At 46.4% G+C, this 18,484-nt stretch carries 17 protein-coding genes; 6 read left to right on the top strand and 11 right to left on the bottom strand.

Going from position 1 to position 18,484, the window contains the following annotated elements; all coding sequences use genetic code 11:
* Positions 1 to 61: 61 nt before the first annotated feature.
* Entirely contained in the window at positions 62 to 562 is a 501-nt protein-coding gene (gene greB, locus B7Y67_RS04285) for a transcription elongation factor GreB (RefSeq protein ID WP_293597527.1), read from the top strand.
* Positions 563 to 579: 17 nt separating this feature from the next.
* Here greB and B7Y67_RS04280 read toward each other — a convergent pair whose 3' ends face one another.
* From B7Y67_RS04280 to B7Y67_RS04265, 4 genes are all read right to left on the bottom strand, one after another.
* On the bottom strand, positions 580 to 2,838 hold the full coding sequence (locus B7Y67_RS04280; RefSeq protein ID WP_293597526.1) for a bifunctional (p)ppGpp synthetase/guanosine-3',5'-bis(diphosphate) 3'-pyrophosphohydrolase: 2,259 nt from the start codon (positions 2,836 to 2,838) through the stop codon (positions 580 to 582).
* 102 nt (positions 2,839 to 2,940) lie between these two features.
* Complete coding sequence (gene rpoZ / locus B7Y67_RS04275; protein ID WP_011902918.1) at positions 2,941 to 3,144, bottom strand: DNA-directed RNA polymerase subunit omega; 204 nt, start codon at positions 3,142 to 3,144, stop codon at positions 2,941 to 2,943.
* 45 nt (positions 3,145 to 3,189) lie between these two features.
* Positions 3,190 to 3,840: a guanylate kinase gene (gene gmk, locus B7Y67_RS04270; protein ID WP_293597522.1), complete on the bottom strand. Its 651-nt coding sequence runs from the start codon at positions 3,838 to 3,840 to the stop codon at positions 3,190 to 3,192.
* Between the two features lie 34 nt (positions 3,841 to 3,874).
* Positions 3,875 to 4,816, bottom strand: coding sequence for a YicC/YloC family endoribonuclease (locus B7Y67_RS04265; RefSeq protein ID WP_293597521.1), 942 nt, complete (start codon positions 4,814 to 4,816; stop codon positions 3,875 to 3,877).
* Between the two features lie 32 nt (positions 4,817 to 4,848).
* Here B7Y67_RS04265 and rph point away from each other — a divergent pair, with 32 nt between their 5' ends.
* Genes rph through hemW form a run of 3 tightly spaced genes read left to right on the top strand, consistent with a single transcriptional unit; the run spans position 4,849 to position 7,388 of the window.
* Entirely contained in the window at positions 4,849 to 5,580 is a 732-nt protein-coding gene (gene rph, locus B7Y67_RS04260; RefSeq protein ID WP_293597520.1) for a ribonuclease PH, read from the top strand.
* A 16-nt stretch (positions 5,581 to 5,596) separates the two neighbouring features.
* Positions 5,597 to 6,196: an RdgB/HAM1 family non-canonical purine NTP pyrophosphatase gene (gene rdgB, locus B7Y67_RS04255; protein ID WP_293597525.1), complete on the top strand. Its 600-nt coding sequence runs from the start codon at positions 5,597 to 5,599 to the stop codon at positions 6,194 to 6,196.
* A complete protein-coding gene (hemW, locus tag B7Y67_RS04250) occupies positions 6,180 to 7,388 on the top strand; it encodes a radical SAM family heme chaperone HemW (protein ID WP_293597524.1) in 1,209 nt (402 codons plus the stop codon). The genes rdgB and hemW overlap by 17 nt, the downstream gene beginning before the upstream one ends.
* A 28-nt stretch (positions 7,389 to 7,416) precedes the next feature.
* Here hemW and B7Y67_RS04245 read toward each other — a convergent pair whose 3' ends face one another.
* On the bottom strand, positions 7,417 to 8,220 hold the full coding sequence (locus B7Y67_RS04245; protein WP_293597519.1) for an enoyl-CoA hydratase/isomerase family protein: 804 nt from the start codon (positions 8,218 to 8,220) through the stop codon (positions 7,417 to 7,419).
* A 117-nt stretch (positions 8,221 to 8,337) separates the two neighbouring features.
* Here B7Y67_RS04245 and B7Y67_RS04240 point away from each other — a divergent pair, with 117 nt between their 5' ends.
* The gene (locus tag B7Y67_RS04240; RefSeq protein WP_293597518.1) at positions 8,338 to 9,552 is read left to right on the top strand and encodes a CaiB/BaiF CoA-transferase family protein; all 1,215 of its coding nucleotides are present in this window, start codon (positions 8,338 to 8,340) and stop codon (positions 9,550 to 9,552) included.
* Positions 9,553 to 9,640: 88 nt separating this feature from the next.
* Here B7Y67_RS04240 and B7Y67_RS04235 read toward each other — a convergent pair whose 3' ends face one another.
* The 5 genes from B7Y67_RS04235 to B7Y67_RS04215 all read right to left on the bottom strand — a co-directional run bounded on the left by B7Y67_RS04235 (position 9,641) and on the right by B7Y67_RS04215 (position 14,827).
* Entirely contained in the window at positions 9,641 to 11,743 is a 2,103-nt protein-coding gene (locus B7Y67_RS04235; protein WP_293597517.1) for an alkyl sulfatase dimerization domain-containing protein, read from the bottom strand.
* A 95-nt stretch (positions 11,744 to 11,838) separates the two neighbouring features.
* Positions 11,839 to 13,281 carry a sensor histidine kinase gene (locus tag B7Y67_RS04230; RefSeq protein WP_293597516.1) on the bottom strand — a complete coding sequence of 481 codons (1,443 nt, stop codon included), beginning with the start codon at positions 13,279 to 13,281 and terminating at the stop codon, positions 11,839 to 11,841.
* A gap of 54 nt (positions 13,282 to 13,335) precedes the next feature.
* Positions 13,336 to 14,010, bottom strand: a complete 675-nt coding sequence (locus B7Y67_RS04225; protein ID WP_293597515.1) for a cytochrome b/b6 domain-containing protein — start codon at positions 14,008 to 14,010, stop codon at positions 13,336 to 13,338.
* The gene (locus B7Y67_RS04220) at positions 14,007 to 14,480 is read right to left on the bottom strand and encodes a diheme cytochrome c (protein WP_293597514.1); all 474 of its coding nucleotides are present in this window, start codon (positions 14,478 to 14,480) and stop codon (positions 14,007 to 14,009) included. Before B7Y67_RS04220 ends, B7Y67_RS04225 begins: the two co-directional genes overlap by 4 nt.
* A complete protein-coding gene (locus tag B7Y67_RS04215) occupies positions 14,477 to 14,827 on the bottom strand; it encodes a DUF1924 domain-containing protein (RefSeq protein WP_293597523.1) in 351 nt (116 codons plus the stop codon). Before B7Y67_RS04215 ends, B7Y67_RS04220 begins: the two co-directional genes overlap by 4 nt.
* 278 nt (positions 14,828 to 15,105) lie before the next feature.
* On the opposite strand from B7Y67_RS04215, the gene B7Y67_RS04210 reads away from it, so the two are divergent.
* Positions 15,106 to 15,687 carry a hypothetical protein gene (locus tag B7Y67_RS04210; protein ID WP_293597513.1) on the top strand — a complete coding sequence of 194 codons (582 nt, stop codon included), beginning with the start codon at positions 15,106 to 15,108 and terminating at the stop codon, positions 15,685 to 15,687.
* Positions 15,688 to 16,102: 415 nt separating this feature from the next.
* Here the strand turns inward: B7Y67_RS04210 and B7Y67_RS04205 are convergent, their stop codons facing one another.
* Positions 16,103 to 18,238, bottom strand: coding sequence for a right-handed parallel beta-helix repeat-containing protein (locus B7Y67_RS04205; RefSeq protein WP_293597512.1), 2,136 nt, complete (start codon positions 18,236 to 18,238; stop codon positions 16,103 to 16,105).
* Between the last annotated feature and the right edge of the window lie 246 nt (positions 18,239 to 18,484).

Below are 18,484 nucleotides of genomic sequence, written 5' to 3'. Positions count from 1 at the left end.
TTGGTTCGTAGCCAAGTACTCTATCCAGCTGAGCTACAGCCGCAACAGCCATAATTATGCCATGGAAGAGAAGAACTACATCACACCCGCTGGTCATGAGCGTATCAAAAGCGAGCTTTTACAGCTCCTAAACCTTGATCGGCCTGAGGTTGTCAAGGTTGTTCACTGGGCCGCCTCCAATGGGGACCGCTCTGAAAATGGGGACTATATCTACGGAAAAAAGCGACTTCGGGAGATAGATCGCCGAATTCGCTTCCTCAATCAACGCCTTGAGTTTGCCGTAGTTGTCGACAATCAGGCCCGAAAATCAGGGGATGCCGATGCCGAGCAGGTCTTTTTTGGCGCTACAGTCACTTATGCCAGCCTGGAAGGTGCTGACTCTGGAAAAGAGACCGCCATCACGATTGTGGGGGTTGATGAGGTCGATTTAGATCTGGGTCATGTCAGCTGGGTATCGCCTATTGCCACAGCTTTAATCAAGGCACGCTTAGGGGATTGCGTCAAAATTCAAACCCCAACTGGCCCTAGCGAGATTGAAATACTCGACGTTCAGTACCAGTAAATCGGATTTAAAGGAATTTAGCTAACTCGGACGCGGGTCACGCGCATCACATCATGGTTAGCGCGCAAACTACGCATTACCTTAGAGAGATGGAGGCGATCTGAGACTTGGATTGTGAAGCGGATAGTCACAGCATCTTCTTTATAACGGTCATCCATGGACACGTTCATGATGTTGGAGTCCGCAGCAGTCACGCTACTAGCTACCCTGGCTAACACTCCCTTGCCCTGGCGCGTATCGATTGCGAGATCGACCTCAAACTCTCGGTTAACCTCTTTGCCCCACTCGACCTCCACCCACTTATCACTGTCCTTAGAAAGCATTCTGAGGGCTACCGGACAATCATTTGTGTGGACCTGCAAGCCCTCGCCCTTACCGAGGTAGCCGATGATGTTGTCACCTGGAATTGGATGACAGCAAGTTTGGAAGCTAATTGAATTACCTTCGCGTCCATCGACCAAGATGGCCTGACGCTGATGATGGTGCGAGGCAATTTCTTGCTGAGGAGACACCCAGTCCGCCGCGCCCAAGCGCATTTGCTCTGAGCCGCCCTCGTCATCAATCAAAATCTTCAACCGAATTGCTAACTCTTGAGCAGATCTGCGACCCAAGGCAATGTTGACACAAGCTTCTTCACGCGTTTTATCGCCAGTCCAATGCAATAACTTTTCCCAGAGCTCTGGTGTTAGCAGACCAGCATCGACCCCCTGTTGACGCAAGGCGCTTGCCAAGAGACGCTCGCCTAACTGAAGGGACTCCGCATAGTGCTTAGTCTTGAGTGAGTGACGAATCGAGGCGCGAGCTTTACCGGTTCTTACAAATGCCAACCAACCAGGGTTAGGTTGAGAGTTGGCTGATGTCACCACCTCAACAATATCGCTGTTCTTTAATTCGCTACGCAACGGTAACTGCATGCCATTAATCTTGACCGCTACACAAGTGTTACCCACATCACTATGAATCGAATAGGCAAAGTCTAAGGCGGTAGCACCGCGTGGCAAGGCTCTAATCTGACCCTTTGGTGTAAAGACATAAACTGCATCCGGGAACAAATCAATCTTGACGTGCTCTAAGAATTCTTGCGAATCCCCACTGCTATCCTGAATATCAATCAAGGATTGCAGCCATTGATGTGCGCGGTTTTGCACCTCACTCATATCAGGACCACCATCTTTGTAAGCCCAGTGCGCTGCAACCCCTGCCTCAGCAACCGCATGCATATCACCGGTACGTATCTGAAATTCGACCGGCACACCCGATGGGCCTAAGAGCGTCGTGTGCAAAGACTGATAGCCATTGAGTTTAGGAATCGCAATGTAATCCTTAAACTTTCCAGGCATTGGTTTGTAGAGTGCGTGCAAGATGCCGAGCGCACGATAGCACTCATCAATCGAATGGACGGTTACCCTAAACGCATACACATCGAGCACTTGAGAGAAGCTCAAATGCTTGCTGCGCATTTTGTTGTAAATACTAAAGAGCGTTTTTTCTCGACCTTGCAGATCAACCTCAAGGTTCACTTTTGCAAAAGACATGCGGGCATTCTGCAAAATCTTCTCTACCATCTCTTTGCGATTACCGCGCGCCCGCTTCACCGCATCTTCAATCACCCTGAAGCGCATGGGCATTGAGTAACGGAAACTCAAGTCCTGTAAATCACGGTAAATAATATTCAGACCCAAGCGATGGGCAATCGGAGCATAGATCTCAATGGTTTCAGCGGCGACTCTTCGACGCTTTTCCATCGGAACGGCATCGAGCGTGCGCATATTGTGTGTACGATCAGCAAGCTTAACCAAAATGACTCGGACATCGCGCGCCATTGCCATAAACATCTTGCGGAAGCTTTCAGCTTGCGCCTCTGCATGACTTTGGAACTCCAACTTATCGAGTTTGGTTAAGCCTTCAACAAGTTCAGCCACTTTGCTACCAAATTTACCAACAAGATCAGCTTGAGTGCAGCCAGTATCTTCAATCACATCATGCAGTAAAGCTGCCATGATGGAAGATGCATCCAAGCGCCAGGTCGCACAGAGTTCAGCTACTGCTACTGGATGACTAATGTACGGCTCACCGCTATGGCGATACTGACCGAGGTGGGCCGCATCAGCAAAATGGAAGGCCTGCTTGATGAGTGCAACTTCTTCAGGCTTGAGATAGCCTAATTTAGAAATGAGACCATCAATGGAAACGACTTGGTGCTTTAAGGGTAATGTTGGCGCAGAGGTGGGGCCAAACAAATGTCGACTCGACTGAGCCAACAAAGTTGCGATGATGGAAGACTTGTCGCTTTTAGCGGTCTCATTAGGCGAGACCTGACCTTTGGATTCCGATGTGTTTGGGTCGCCTAAGGGGAGCTCCACAACGGAACCCCTGAATTACAAAGGTACTTTGGTCAACATGTCACGGTCAGTTACACCAGCAGCAACTTCACGTAACGCAACTACAGTTGCTTTATCTCTGGACTCAACACGTGGGGAATGACCTTGAACCAATTGGCGTGCGCGATAAGTCGCGGCCAATACTAGCTCAAAACGATTTGGAATAGTTTTTAGACAATCTTCTACAGTAATACGGGCCATGCTGAACTCACTTAAATTTAGCTTCAATACCCATAGGATAACTGATTAGACCCCAAGGCGCCTCAAAAGCGCTGGGTTGCGAGCCATAATCGGCCTTGAGCGTAGGCGGCTGGCAGCAACCACATGACGCAAATCTATCAAAGCGCGCTCAAAATCATCGTTGATCACGATGAAATCGGCTTCATGAGCATGCTGGAGCTCTAAATGCGCTGCAGCCAGCCTTCTCTGAATAGTTGCCTCATCATCTTGACCACGTTTACGCAAGCGCTCCTCTAAGGCCTCAAATGAAGGTGGGAAGATGAATATCCACTGCACTTCTGGAATGATTTGACGAATCTGCTGAGCACCCTGCCAGTCGATCTCCAACATGACATCGCGCCCGGTTTTCATCTGAGCCTCAATCCAAGCTTTAGACGTGCCGTAAAAATTGCCATGCACTTCAGCGTGCTCCAAAAAATTACCTTGATCACGCTCAGCGATAAATGCTTCTCTGGCAATAAAGCGGTAGTCCTTGCCATCAACCTCACCTGGTCTTGGGGTGCGTGTTGTGGTGGAAAGGGATAACTTCAATGCTGCATCTTCTTGCAACAAGGCATTCACCAAAGAAGATTTACCAGCACCTGATGGAGCGACGATCATCAACATGCTGCCTTGGTAGGCAGGAGATAAATTTGCTTTAGGTTTAGGGCTGGCCATGGTGATTGAGTTAGGTGATTGAGGTAAGCAATAGTTACTCTAAATTTTGGACTTGTTCACGCATCTGCTCGATCAAGAGCTTGAGCTCTAAAGCAGCTTGCGTACATTCTTCTGAAACCGATTTGGAGCTCAAAGTATTGGCTTCGCGATTGAGTTCTTGCATTAAAAAATCTAAACGCTTGCCCACTGGACCCTTACCTGCCAAAGCCGTATCAACAACTTGAAGATGGGTCTTGAGGCGGGCAAATTCTTCCGCCACATCAATACGAACCGCGTAAAGCACTACCTCTTGACGAATGCGCTCCATTAACTCGGTACCAGACCCGCTGTTAACCTTCCCTTGCTCTTGCGCAGCCAGTGCCTCGGCTAGACGTTCAGTGAGCTTCTCTTGATACTGGGCAACATAGGTCGGAACCTTTGGCTCGATCACTTTCACAATCTCACGCATCTTGCTGGTGATATTGATTAAGACCGTTACCAAGGCTTTGCCTTCGGCATGGCGACTATCCATTAGAGCGGCCAAGGCGGCGCGACCTGCTTCTACAGTAGCAGCAATCCAGCCCTCCTCTTCGCCCCTAGGTTCAGCAACAATGCCCGGCCAACGCAAAATATCAGCGATACGTAAGGCTTCAGCGTTTGAAAAGACGACTTGCGCATGCTCTTGAAGGGTATAGAGCGCATCCAAGCGATCCTTGTTCAGGGCGCCTAAGGCATGGGGGTTCGCTTTTGCAGCCCCAGCAGCACCCGAATTAACGCGCCATGCGGCCCGAAATTCCACCTTACCCCGAGAAAGGCTTTGAGTCGCCATTTCTCGCAAGGCAGGCTCAGCCCCACGACACTCGTCCGGAAGACGGAAGCCCAAATCCAGAAAGCGGCTATTAACAGCCCGACATTCCACTTGCAGATCAGCTACAACACCAGCTCCTAGGGAGACTTGGCGAGAAGCGCTGCCATAACCAGTCATGCTCGATATCATAGGGACATTGTAGATCTTTAGGACCACACCCCATGACTCAGCCCAACATCACCCGCCCTAGTGGCCGCACCCCTACACAATTGCGGCCTGTGAGCATCAGCCGCGCCTTTACCAAGCATGCAGAAGGCTCTGTCCTGATTGCCTTTGGCGACACCAAAGTGCTTTGTACAGCCAGCGTACTAGAAAAGGTGCCACCTCATAAAAAAGGCTCTGGTGAAGGATGGGTAACTGCGGAATACGGCATGCTCCCCCGATCCACTCACACCCGCAGCGACCGTGAAGCAGCCCGCGGCAAACAATCTGGTCGCACCCAAGAAATTCAGCGCCTGATCGGTCGTGCCATGCGCAGCGTCTTTGATCTGAAAGTATTGGGAGAAAGAACCATTCACCTAGATTGTGATGTCTTACAAGCGGATGGTGGAACGAGGACTGCATCAATTACTGGTGCCTATGTTGCGGCACGTGATGCCATTAACACACTCCTACAAAGTGGTGCGCTTAAGACAGATCCAATAATTGATAGCGTTGCAGCGATTTCTGTTGGCATCTATCAAGGCGTGCCAGTACTTGATTTAGATTACCCTGAAGACTCCTCTTGTGACACCGACATGAATGTTGTCATGACAGGCAAAGGCGGCATGATTGAAGTGCAAGGGACTGCTGAAGGTGCCGCCTTCTCCCGTGCTGAATTAAATGCACTATTAGATTTAGCTGAGCAAGGAATTGCGGATTTAACGCAACTGCAAAAAGAAGCGTTTAAATAATAGATTGATCCAGATGTTGCAAAAACTCGTTCTCGCCTCTAACAATGCCGGTAAGGTGCGGGAGTTTCAGGAACTATTGGCACCCTTTCACTTTCAGGTCATCCCTCAAGGTGAATTGGGTATTCCAGCCGCAGAAGAGCCGCATCATACTTTTGTTGAGAACGCGCTTGCTAAGGCACGCCATGCCAGCGCCACCAGCGGTTTACCTGCACTTGCAGATGACTCCGGCATTTGCGCCCATGCATTAGATGGTGTGCCAGGGGTTTACTCGGCTCGCTATGCAGGCGTTGATGGCAATAACGCAGCCAACAATCAAAAGCTAGTTGCAGCATTACAAGGCAAAGCTGATCGCGGTGCGCATTATGTCTGCGCCCTCGTCATGGTCAACAGCGCCAATGACCCAGAGCCACTGATTGTTCAGGCTCGCTGGTATGGCCAAATTATGGATGTTGCTAACGGGGACGGTGGTTTTGGTTATGACCCCCACTTCTTTCTGCCAGACCTTGGCAAGACTGCAGCCCAATTAGAAGCCTCCGAGAAAAACCAGATCAGTCATCGTGGCCAAGCCTTGCGCGAACTCATCACACAACTTCAAATCCGTGCTCAATACTCTTAATCCTATTTTGGCAACACAGCCAAAACTGACTGCCCTACCTCCACTATCTTTGTATATTCACTTTCCGTGGTGTGAAAAGAAGTGTCCTTACTGCGATTTCAATTCGCATCAAATTAAAGGGGCCGGCAATGGCGTCAAAGTTTCTCGAGGCTTTGATGAGGCGCGCTATATCAAGGCGCTCATTACCGATCTAGAGACAGAGTTACCTCGCATCTGGGGTCGCCAAGTCCACAGCATCTTTATTGGTGGTGGCACCCCTAGCTTAATGTCTGCTGATGGTGTGAATGAGCTACTCTCAGCTATTCGAGCGCGCGTGAACTTAGAGCCCGATTGCGAGATCAATATGGAAGCCAATCCTGGCTCTGTAGAGGCCGACAAGTTCACTGGCTTTGCCAATGCGGGAATCAATCGTGTTTCCTTAGGCATTCAGAGTTTTCAGGATGAGCAGCTTAAGGCTTTGGGACGTATTCATAACGGCGAAGAAGCCAAACGCGCGATTGCGATTGCTCTACAACACTTCAAGTCCGTAAATCTCGATCTCATGTTTGGCTTACCCAATCAAACCTTAGAAGCAGCTAAAGCGGATATTGAAACCGCCCTCTCCTTTAAGACTCCTCATCTATCTTTCTATAACCTAACGCTAGAACCCAATACTTACTTTGCAAACTTTCCTCCAAAGTTACCAAGCGAAGATGAGATTGATGCGATCTTTGAACAAAACTTAGCGCTCTTAGAGGCGGCAGGTTATCGACGTTATGAGATCTCCGCCTATGCCAAGAAAGATCAGGAATGCAAACACAACCTGAATTACTGGCGGTTTGGAGATTACATCGGCATTGGTGCAGGTGCACATGGAAAGATTTCATTCCCAGACAAAATTACCCGGCAAGTACGCGAGCGTCATCCAGAAACCTATATGCAGGCAATGGAGTCCAAAGGCAATGCCTTAATTGAAGCGCGCGAGATTCCAGCCAAAGATCTTCCTTTTGAATTCATGCTCAATACCTTACGCCTAACAGACGGCGTAGACACCGTGACTTTCAGTGAGCGCACTGGATTACCCCTCAATGTCGTATCCAAAGGATTGGATGAGGCCAGCAAAAAAGGTTTACTAGATTCAGACCCCAACAAGCTCAAGGCAACTGAACAGGGTTTGCGTTATCTCAATAACTTACAAGAGATGTTTTTATAAGTCCGAGGATGTTGCTCGGTGATTCAGCTTACTTTCCAGTCCAAACAGGTGGCTTCCCACCTAAGAATGCAGTAACTCCATTTCTAAAGTCTTCGCTGCCATAGCATTCCCGAATCAAATCACTGCAATCTGGTAAGTTGCTCTTGATGATTCTTACAAGGGTCTGCTTGCTGGATTTCTGTGTGATGGGTGCCAACTTCATTAAACGCTCAGCTAGCTGATTTGCTTCACCCTCCAGGGCTTCAGCTGGATAAGTAGCCAAGAGATAGCCTTCTTTCAGTAACTCAGGCGCAGTTACCAACTCAGCAAGTAACAACATGCGCTTGACGATATTCACTCCCAGGTGCGCAACGAGCCAAGCAACATTCCCAGCGGATAAACAATTGCCCAAAGTTTTAGCGATGGGAACTCCAAAGCGAGCATCCGGCGTAGAGATTCTAAAATCACAGCAACTAGCAATAGCAAGCCCTCCGCCTACTGCCATGCCATCAATCACAGCAATTGTTGGAATAGGCAACATAGCTAAAGGCGCAAGATAGGAATCAATACTCTCTTCGTATGAAATCCCATCATCGCCAGAAGTAAAGGCAGAGAATTGGGTGATATCACTACCAGAAACAAAGGACTTGCCGCCAGCACCACGCAAAATAGCCACCCTCGCCGCGGAGCTCTTAGCCAGGTCTTCACAAATCGACTTCAAGCTCTCATACATCCCCACTGTCATTGCATTACGGGCAGCAACGTGATCAAAGCTGATGTACGCAATGCCATTGCGCAGCTCAAAATCTACTTTTGCAGTTGAAGAGGTCGACTGGGATGCTATTGATGACATTAAAGGTACCGCTAGGAAGTTGAAATGAGGGGTTCGTGAACTACTCTGCGTAATTGATTTATATTGATGACTATTGTTAGCACTTCATTCTAAACATATAAAAATAATTGAGACAAAATGAATTCAGCTTCAAATAAACCACTGCCCTTGGCTGGTGTTCGAGTTCTTGACGTGAGTCAAGTTATGGCGGGTCCCTACTGCTGCATGTTGCTAGCCGACTTAGGCGCGGATGTCATCAAAATTGAACCTCCAGGCACGGGTGATCAAACTCGTGGGGCCATGGGATTCAAGATGAAAGGTTCAGATAGCATGGGCTTTCTGAATATGAATCGCAACAAGCGCAGCGTGACGCTCAACCTCAAAACTGAGGCCGGAAAAAAAGTATTCTTTGAGCTCGTGAAGACTGCAGATATCTTGGTTGAAAATTATCGACCTGGTGTGATGAAAAAACTGGGTATTGACTACCCATCACTTAGAGACCTCAACCCTGGCCTGGTCTACGCCAGCATCTCGGGCTTTGGACAAACTGGACCATGGGCAGATCGCCCAGGCTTTGATTTAATGGCACAAGCTATGTCCGGCGTGATGAGTGTTACCGGCTATCCGGATGGTCCGCCAGTAAAAGCAGGCGTGCCAGTGTCTGACATTGGCTGCGCACTCTTTGCGGTTTATGGCATTTTGTCAGCCTATATCGGTAAGACTAAATCGGGTGAGGGTCAATTTATTGACGCTTCTCTGTTTGATTCAGCGTTGGCATTCTCCATCTGGGATACGGCGCAGTACTGGGGTACTGGCGTTGAGCCTTACAAGCTAGGTACGGCCAATCACATGAGCGCGCCCTATCAGGCTATGAAAGCTTCTGATGGCCACTTTGTTATGGGCGCCACCAATCAAAAGCTTTGGAAGCTCCTCTGCGACAAGATTAATCGTCCTGAATTATTTGAAGACCCACTTTTCAGAACCAACCCACTACGTCTAGCAAATCGCTTAATTCTGGCAGCTGAACTTGAAAAAACTTTCGCAAGTAAGACTAGCGAAGAATGGGTAGACCTTCTTTTAGCTGCCGGTATTCCGGCTGGACCGATTAACACCTACCCCCAAGCATTTGATAGTGAGCATGGGCAGCATCGTCAGATGCGCATGGAAATTGATCATCCGATTGAGGGCAAGGTTCCCAATATTGGCTTTGCCGTCAAGATGATAGGCACACCGCAACAAGTGACTCGTCACCCCCCTTTACTCGGTGAGCACACCCATGAATTACTTGAGGAATTGGGTATTGCTGGAGATGCACTCAAGGCACTAGAAGAAGGCGGCGCTTTTGCGACCTAAGAATTAATCTCCTGCAGGCAAAAGAAATGGGCTCCTAGGAGCCCATTCTCTATTACTCAATAACCGACCTAATTACAATTTACCCTCCTTAAGCGCCATCTGAGTTGGCGATTGGAGGAGCTTCAAACGGATCTTTGTTTGGCGTAGCAGTTGGAGCTTTTTTAGCTTTAGTGCCAGGCATTAATTCAAAGTCTGGAGTAAAGGTAGTCATCGTGCTCCGCAATTGCTCGAATGCTTTACGATCACCTTCAAACTTGGCTTTTCCTTCGGCCTGTAGTTTTTCAAAGGTGGTTTGACCGCCCATCACTTTTTCTAAATCGCTACGGTTCACGGTGATAGTCAGGCTTGGGTTTTTATCTTGGTAACCCTTAATATTGGTCAACGCAGAATTACTCATTTCCACTACAAACTTCTCACTATTATCCGGAGTAATGAGATTGATAGTGAACTTCATGCCAGCAGCTTTTTTGCTATCCATGCTGATTGCTAAGGCATTGAGCCAAAGCTCTGTAGTCATTGCCTTGATCATGTCAGGACCGTTGGTCTTTGGTGATGCCCCAGAAGGCATACCGTGACGCAACTCGTATGCAGCGCCCAAGAAGCTGTTGCGCACACTAGGGCTTTCTTTTTGATAGCCAATTTGTTCAAAAATATCTGCTAACAAATCTTTGGCGGCTGTGTTGTTTGGCTCTGCATAAACCAACTTATTCACGATCTCCATAGCCTCACGGTATTTACCCTGTTTATAGAGCTGCCTACCCTTTGCCATGATTTTTCCTGAGCCACCCATCATCTCCACATACAGCGGCGCAGAATCTTTTGGTGATAAAGGAATCAAGGTAGCAGGATTAGCATCCCAGTAACCTAAGTAACGATTAATCACAGCGCGGCTGTTGTGCTCTTCAGAACCATGGTAGCTATGCGCTGCCCATTGAGACTTTAAGCTCTCTGGTTGTTTGTAAACATTATGCACTTCATTAATCGTTACGCCATTGTTGGCCAAATGGAGCACTTCATTGTTTAAGTGTGCGTAGCTGTCACGCTGCGTGCGCATAACTTCTTGCACGCGATCATTACCCCAGCGCGGCCAAGAATGCGAAGCAAACATCACTTGCGCTTCATTGCCATAACGATACAAAGCGTTGTTAATATTCCTAGACCATGCCAGTGCGTCACGCACTAATGCACCGCGCAAAGTATAAATATTGTGAATGGTGCCGGTGATATTTTCTGCAGCCCAAAATGCTTTCATCTGCGGAAAATAAGTGTTCATCTCCGCTGGAGCTTCTGTACCAGGCGTATTTTGGAACTCCATCTCTACCCCATCCACCGTCATCTTTTCAAATGGCTCATTGATCAGAATAGTTGGCTCAATTAATCCAAGGTTTCCTGCTGCAGTATTTTTACCAATCGATTGGTCAACGTGACCAAATGGGCTACGTGGCAATAAAACGCCATACTGGAAATACAGACGACGTGTCATGGCATTGCCTGCATACACATTCTCTGCAACAGCGTGATCCATAAAGCCAGCTGGAGCAATAATCTTGACCTTGCCGCTCTTCACATCAGCTTCCTCTACTACACCGCGAACACCGCCAAAGTGGTCAGCATGTGAATGGGAGTACACCACCGCGACTACAGGGCGCTTGCCTAACTTCTCATTCACCAACTCTAAAGCTGCTCTAGCAGTCTCTTTTGAAGTTAATGGGTCAAAGACAATCCATCCTGTATTGGTTTTAACAAAGCTAATGTTCGATAAGTCAAAACCACGAACTTGATAGATCTTTCCTGGCACAACCTCATAGAGGCCGTAACCCATATTAAGAATAGCTTGACGTTGCAATGAGGGATGTACGCTATCGAAATCCTTGCCTTGCAATAGGAATTCATAGCTGCCCATATCCCAGGCCACGTTACCTGCATCAGCCATAATGGTTTTATAAGCTGGCGCCGCAATAAATCCCCTCTTAGACTCTTCAAAGTCACGCTTATCTTCGAAAGGCAATGTTTTACGTAAACCGTTTTGCAATTCAACTGTAAATGTTGAAGGTGCCTTGCCCTTAGGGTCGAAATGCTTTCCTTGCATTGCGCCTGGATCAGCAACGACTCCACCGCCACCAGCAGCAAAAACAGAGTTGCCGGAAAGGAGTGTTATGGATAACGCAATCAGAGTAATTTTGGTTTTCATAGAAGCCTTGAAATATTGCATATATTGGTAAAAAAGGTACTTTACGAATGTAAAGAGTGCGCCCCCTATAGGCAATTAGCTATAGGGCTAATATCTTAATCCTGAATGGATGGCAGAAAGACGATAAATTCAGCGCCCCCACTAGGGGCATCTTGATAACGAATGTGACCACCATGACGAGAGACGATATGGTGGCAAAGCCATAAACCCAAGCCCATTCCAGAGCGCTTATTGCTACTGGAGAGCAATTCAAATAAGTGTGGCTGGGCATCCGTTGGAACGCCGCCTCCATTATCAGATACCAGGAGTTTGATTCCCTCAGGCACATCTCGACTTTCAATCTGGAGAGTGCGAGAAGATAGCGCCTTGTCACCGAGGACCTGTATTGCGTTATTGATGAGGTTCAACAGGACCTGTTGAATTTCACCACGATTGGCATTGATAAAAGATTTAGACTCCAGTCGCAGAACCACTTGAATGCTCTGCGCCTGAATTTCTGGTTTAGCAATTTTGAGAACGGACTCAATCAGCCCAACAATATCAATTCGCTCCACCCCAATCTTCCCATCTGAAAATATAGAGCGCAGGGATTGGATGATGTTAGTAGCCCTCTGGTTATCTGCCAATAAGGCTGCGAGAATCTCTTGGTATTGTTCAGTAGTTAAATTTCTCTCAGATAACTTCTTCTGCAGGAATTGAATGTTGAGCTGGGATGCTCCCAAAGGCTGATTAAGCTCATGAGCGATAGAGGCTGACAAAGCACCTGTTGCTGCAGTTTTATTGGCTTTTAATAGATTAGAAATTAAACTTTCACGCTCAATTAATAAGGCTTTAATTTCTTCATTCTCGGTTTGCGATTGGGCGCTTGCTAGTGCAATCCGCTCAGACCAATAACCGCCGATCGCAATATAAGCTAGCGTGTTCATCACGATTTGCATGATTGTCAGCAGAATCAAAAATTGCGGGATCTGCTCAACCTGGCGAATGGTGAAACCAGAGGCAATCACTACAGAGAGCCGTCCAATAGCAAAAAATAATTCTGCGGTAGTGGCGTATTGCAAATAAATTAATTGCTGCGAAGGAGTTGTCTTTCTTTTTGAGCGCAACTGGAATGTTTGCAAAATAAAAAAGAGTCCTGTGATCAGGCAAATGATGGCAGTTCGACTTTCAAAAGTGCCATTAATACGCATCCATTCAAAGGATGGAATAAAGATCAGAACTGATAGTAGGAATGCATATTTCAGACGCCTACTAATGGGCCTATTAAGAGACCTACAAAACAGAAATTGCAAAATAGCAGCAATGTAGAACAAGGAATTGGCTATTGTGAAATTGAATTCTGGTTTTGAGACATCTTCAATTGTCACAATCCCGGTGCCAAAGGTAGTCAAAGCCAAAATACTCACCACCAAAGATCCCATCCAATAAGGACTAGGCCTTACTGTGCTTTGAGAGCGATAGTAGTGATAGACGCCCAATAACAAGCCCAACTGAATGGTGGCAAGAATATAGAAATAAAGGGCTATCAGAAGCTTCATGCTATCTATCGTACAACGACGATGGGAGCTCGCACACCCCCAATCGGACCGGCTTTACTGTGTCAGGCTTGGCAAGCCACCAGTTAAAATGAGATAGAAAAAGTATAGGGAGCTCAGCAAAATGAGAGCGCCAATCAGATACTGCGGATAACGTATCCCCTGCTCCGGAAAACCCTTTTTTTTGCCAGTCACCATGGATCTGACTAGGTTTTGCCTTTCAATCACACTCATCCCAATTGCAGCAATGATGTGGACGATGACCAAGCCAAGAACCAGACTAGCAACTACCTCATGAGCCTCGGATGGAACATTACCCAAAAACTCTTTAACTGATAAATAACCAGTTAAGCCAATCAGCAGTATGAGCAACATCAGCGCAAACATCACTAAGCCACCCGCCGGGTTATGGCCAACATCATGATGAGGATGTCCACGCAACATCGTCATAAAGTGCTCAATTACAGCCCGAGGGCTTTTGAGAAACTGAGTAAATCTAGCGTAACGGGTACCAATGACACCCCAGACCAATCGAATGAGGACAAGCAAACATGCGGTATAGCCAAATGCATAGTGAATCATGGCCAAGCGTTCACTCTCTGAAGTGAGCCAAGCACCAGCAAAACAAATCACTAATAGCCAATGAAAGACCCGCACCGGCATATCCCAAACCATGATGGCTTGTTTCAATTTGCCAGTAGCTCCAACCGTTTCGTTCATAACTTTATTCATTTGGCTGGGATCTTAATGTTGTTCTCACTAAAAATACCTTTAGCAGCATCGATATGACAGGCCCCACAGTTAGCTGGACTCTTGATGCTCGCTCGTTTCCATACATCTGCTCTTACCTCATCATGCTTACGAATAAACCAAGATGTTTTAGTGATGCGGTTTTCAGGAGCAGTCTCGCTGTACTTTTGTCGAGTAGCTGCATTCTTCACCAGCCAATTAGTTAGCTCAGTCTGACTCTTGGGATCCAAGCTGGCATCGGTACCGAAATGCTTTGCTAGTCCAGACATGATATTTTTCCAGCTCTGTTGACTTAAGAGTGCTGGCGGATAGGCCATATGACAACTTGCACACTCAGCTTCAAAAGAAATTGGCGCATCACTAGGCATCGTCATTTTTGCAGCAAATGTAGGCGAAGCTAGGAGCACTAAAGTTGCAATCAATACAGTTTTTTTCATTTTGATGAGATTCATTTAACAGTCATTAGCCAAGAAAGGACATCCGCTTTTTCTTGCGCGGTGCAGTCTCTACCAAGCACATCATTGCAATTGCGCTTAAACCATTTATCGGCCTTGGCTTCATCGGTAAAGCGTGCAGGATTGGCGCTTGGCGCCAAGGGCTTAATCACCTTCCCGGTAACAATATGTTTAGTGTCGTGATTCGGAGGATTTTCGTGACAGGATGCACAGCTCCATTCCTTGCCATGCTTAGTATTGAAGAACTGCTCTCCGCGAGCTGGGGACGCCTTACCCGATTGAGACTCATAGGCCCTCAACAAGTCTTGCGACGTTGCTGCGCTGACTGTAAGAGCCACGCCCATGAAGACAAATCCCGAAAATAACCTCCAAAACATACATACCCCTCTTTTCATACTGCTCACACCCTTTAGTATGCGCCATTAATATGACACTCCATTTGGATAAATAAGTAGAATAGTCGGGTATTTAGGGCTTATTTACTAAAACCATCCTCAAAAATGATTCTGATGATTAGCATGAGTAATACAATCCAATCAAATGCCAAATTAGTTGCATTTATCAATTACCGCATTACTGCTCACAGTTAATGCATCCCAATTTATTAAGGATTAATATCGTTATGAAAAAACTAGTCATTATTGTTGTACTGGCCGCTATTGCTGCTGGCGCTTACTTCATGCTCAATAAACCAAAGGCCCCTATCGCTGGCGTAGCCGCTCAAGAAGCTGCCCTCATTTATGACGGCGAAGTAATCAAGATTGATGCTGCAACTCGTACTGTTACCCTCAAGAATCAAGATGGTGAATCCACTATCGTTGCTGGCCCTGAAGTTAAGAACTTTGCTGAAATCAAAGTTGGCGATCATTTTGATGTGGTCTACGAACTCGCTGTTGCTATTGAGTTGGTTAAGGTGAAAAACCCAGGCACAACTAGTGAGCAAGTTACTACTGGCACAACTACTGCCCCACAAGGCGACAAGCCAGGCATGATCACCACTAACACTATTACTGCAACTGCAAATGTTGAAGCAATTGATGCGACTAAGAACATCGTTTCTTTAAAAGGTCCTCAAGGAAATATCTTCAAAGTTAAAGTTCAGAATCCTGACTTGATGAAAGACATCGCCGTAAACGATCAAGTTAAAGTGGTTTACACAGAAGCGATTGCTGCAGTAGTAAGCGCACCAGCTGCGAAGAAGTAATGCAATAACGTTTTCTAGTAACTAGAAAGACAAAACCCCAGCAAGTGATTGCTGGGGTTTTTTAATTCCAAGATTCAGTTCGGGCAAGCAACTTTCAAGACTGTATCTCCATTCCCGTAAAAATAGCCTCAACTACATACATTGGAAATGGCTCTGCATTGCTTGATCTCACCTGATTTATGACAGACTCGGTCATCTCAATAATTTCGCGAATTAATTGCTCCGCTATATCAGCGCCAAGCCCAGCTTGTTGAGCTTGAGATAACCAGTGTCTGTGGTGGATTTTCTGTATGGCTGGAGCGAACATATACACGAGGGTTGGACACTGCCCTAGTTCCATTCATTTCATAGTCGCAAGAATCGTGAGTATGGCCATGAATCCAGTGCTACCTGTATCAAACAAGATGGATATGCGTTATTGAACTCCGGCCTGCCTTAAGATCCAAGCCGGGATGTCTGAAAGTCCAACTATGGCGTTATTACTCATAGAAAGGTTTGGGATAGCAATGGGCGGTGACTGCAGTTGTGAGTTAGTGCAAATATCAAAAAATTCATTCGGAATTGGAAGGTAATTATTGATAAATGTGAGATTCCCGCGAGGTACGCACCCACCCATATCTGCCCCATAGCTAACAAGATCAGTTGCAAGACAAAGAGGCGTCGGTATCGTATAAGAACCAAATAATGCTATCAAGGCATCAATAATGACATTTCCAGCATACTTCGAAAGGAGTTGCGCAACAGTCTCCGTCCAGGTTGAAGGTGTGGCACAAGTTCCAAGATTCATATACCCAACTGGGTTGCTATAAGAAGCGTTACTATCCAAGTAAACATGCTGGCTACCACCATCGGTGTAATAGGTGTTTCCTGCACCCTTAGGACGCTTATCGTGAGCGACATTTAGCTGGACAAGTAATCCACTCTCCATGTTTTCCCCTTGAGACCCGTTGATATATATTGCTCCACCATCCCACATTTGCTCAAGGAAATAACTTATTTCGTTGCTGATTATTTTATTGTTTCTTACAATTGTTGGAGTATCGAATACACCCCAATAATTATAGGGAAGCGGCACGTTAACACCGTTTACATTAGCCCCTGGCGCCCCAGGAAAACCACCTTGATCTAAAAGACCCCAGCCCCAACCGATAGCAATACCTGCCCATGGCGTATGACTAATCGTATTGTTTTTAATTAAGGTTTCAGCAGTGAAGCCTACGTATATAGAGGCACTATCGTAATAGTCCTGACCGGTATAGGTAATACTATTATTTAATATTTGATTACCGATAGTCTCCCCGCCACTACTCGATGGTCGAGCATCCGTTAAAGCCACCCCACCAACCTGTATTGCTGCCGATGAAATATCAGTAAAGCGATTATTAATCACCGTGTTGTATTGGCTACCCGTACCTAAGGATAGAGCAACCGCACCTAGATGTGAGAATATATTGCTATCAAATATGATGCGTTTGGCATAGCTAAGACTGACATTTCCAGGCGTTGAATAAACAATTTTTTGATGGCCTAATAATGTCTTACCGTACCCGGTACCCTTAATAAAGTTCCCGCTTTGATCCGAAACGTAACCATCGGTATTAAGGTCATTCCAAGTTGCATAAGAAAACTGCAGACCCTTAAAAGTAATATTCTGAACTGGCGCACCACTACTACCCTGTAAATTCAACAGAGTTGGTTGACTAGCTAAGACTGCCTTACTAGGGGTTGAGTTACCAGAAGGCATATACGTTAATTGCTTGGAGTTAGGATTTAAAAACCACATACCCGGCTGAAGATACTCGTAGGCATTCTCAATCCAGCTCAATATTTGGAAATTGAAAGGCACATAAAAAGTCTGGGCATTATTCCAGCATTCCTGCTTTGGCAGAAGGTTAGCCCCTCCACTTGCAGTTAATGGGCATCGCATCATTCTCCATTGTTGAGCCGTCACAATCTCAGCCCATTCTGGGCGGGAAGGAGGGGTTGGTGACCTACCAGGGGCGGGAGCATACCCAGTGCTAGTCCAAGCCCAATCTTGATTAGCATTTGCAAATACTGAAGGATCATAATTGGTGCGAGCGCGAATGATTCTGGCATCATCAACATAAAACTGCCGCGCAATCGTACCAGCACTCCACTGGCTCACCGTTGAGGTACATGATCCTCCAGAACACGCTAGGTCATTAACCTCAATCCCCCCAGAAATTACAACCGGAGCACTGTTGCTAGGGTCTGCTTGGTAAACAACTGGGTACTGATCGGAACCAGAATCATCAGGTCCAAAATTAATTGCCTCGCTGAGTACATAAGTTCCGCTTTTGATATTTACATTAATAGTGCATTGACCCCTAGCTTTATCGTTGCTCACAACAGCTCGAGCACGATTAATCGTATTGAAAGGTTTTGAAGAAGTGCCATCCCCCTCTGAATCATCACCATTAGTGGCAACATAGTAATTTTTGCTACAGGATGGCGTCGACGAATCGCCAGAACACCCTGCTAAAGAAATCGCAATAATTAACGCATAGATTGTCGGGATTTTATTGCGCACAATAATCAAACTCTTTGTTATGCCCAAAAGAAATTGAGGTAATTTTTATTTTAATGTCTAGATTACCATAGCCATTTTTAGAATTTGAAACCCTCGTGTGCGAAGTGAATTAAATTCTTCAGCTCTAAGAAACTATTTTTTGTTTGTGAACTCATAAAGACTTAAAGCTGCTACCAAATCAAAAACTGATAGGGATTAATTCAGCTAAAAAGTAGATATATCTTTGCTATGTATAGAAGCAAAAGC

Source organism: Polynucleobacter sp. 35-46-11 (assembly GCF_002281105.1).
The sequence above is the reverse complement of the archived record's forward strand: the minus strand, read 5'-3'. Positions and strand labels throughout refer to the sequence as shown.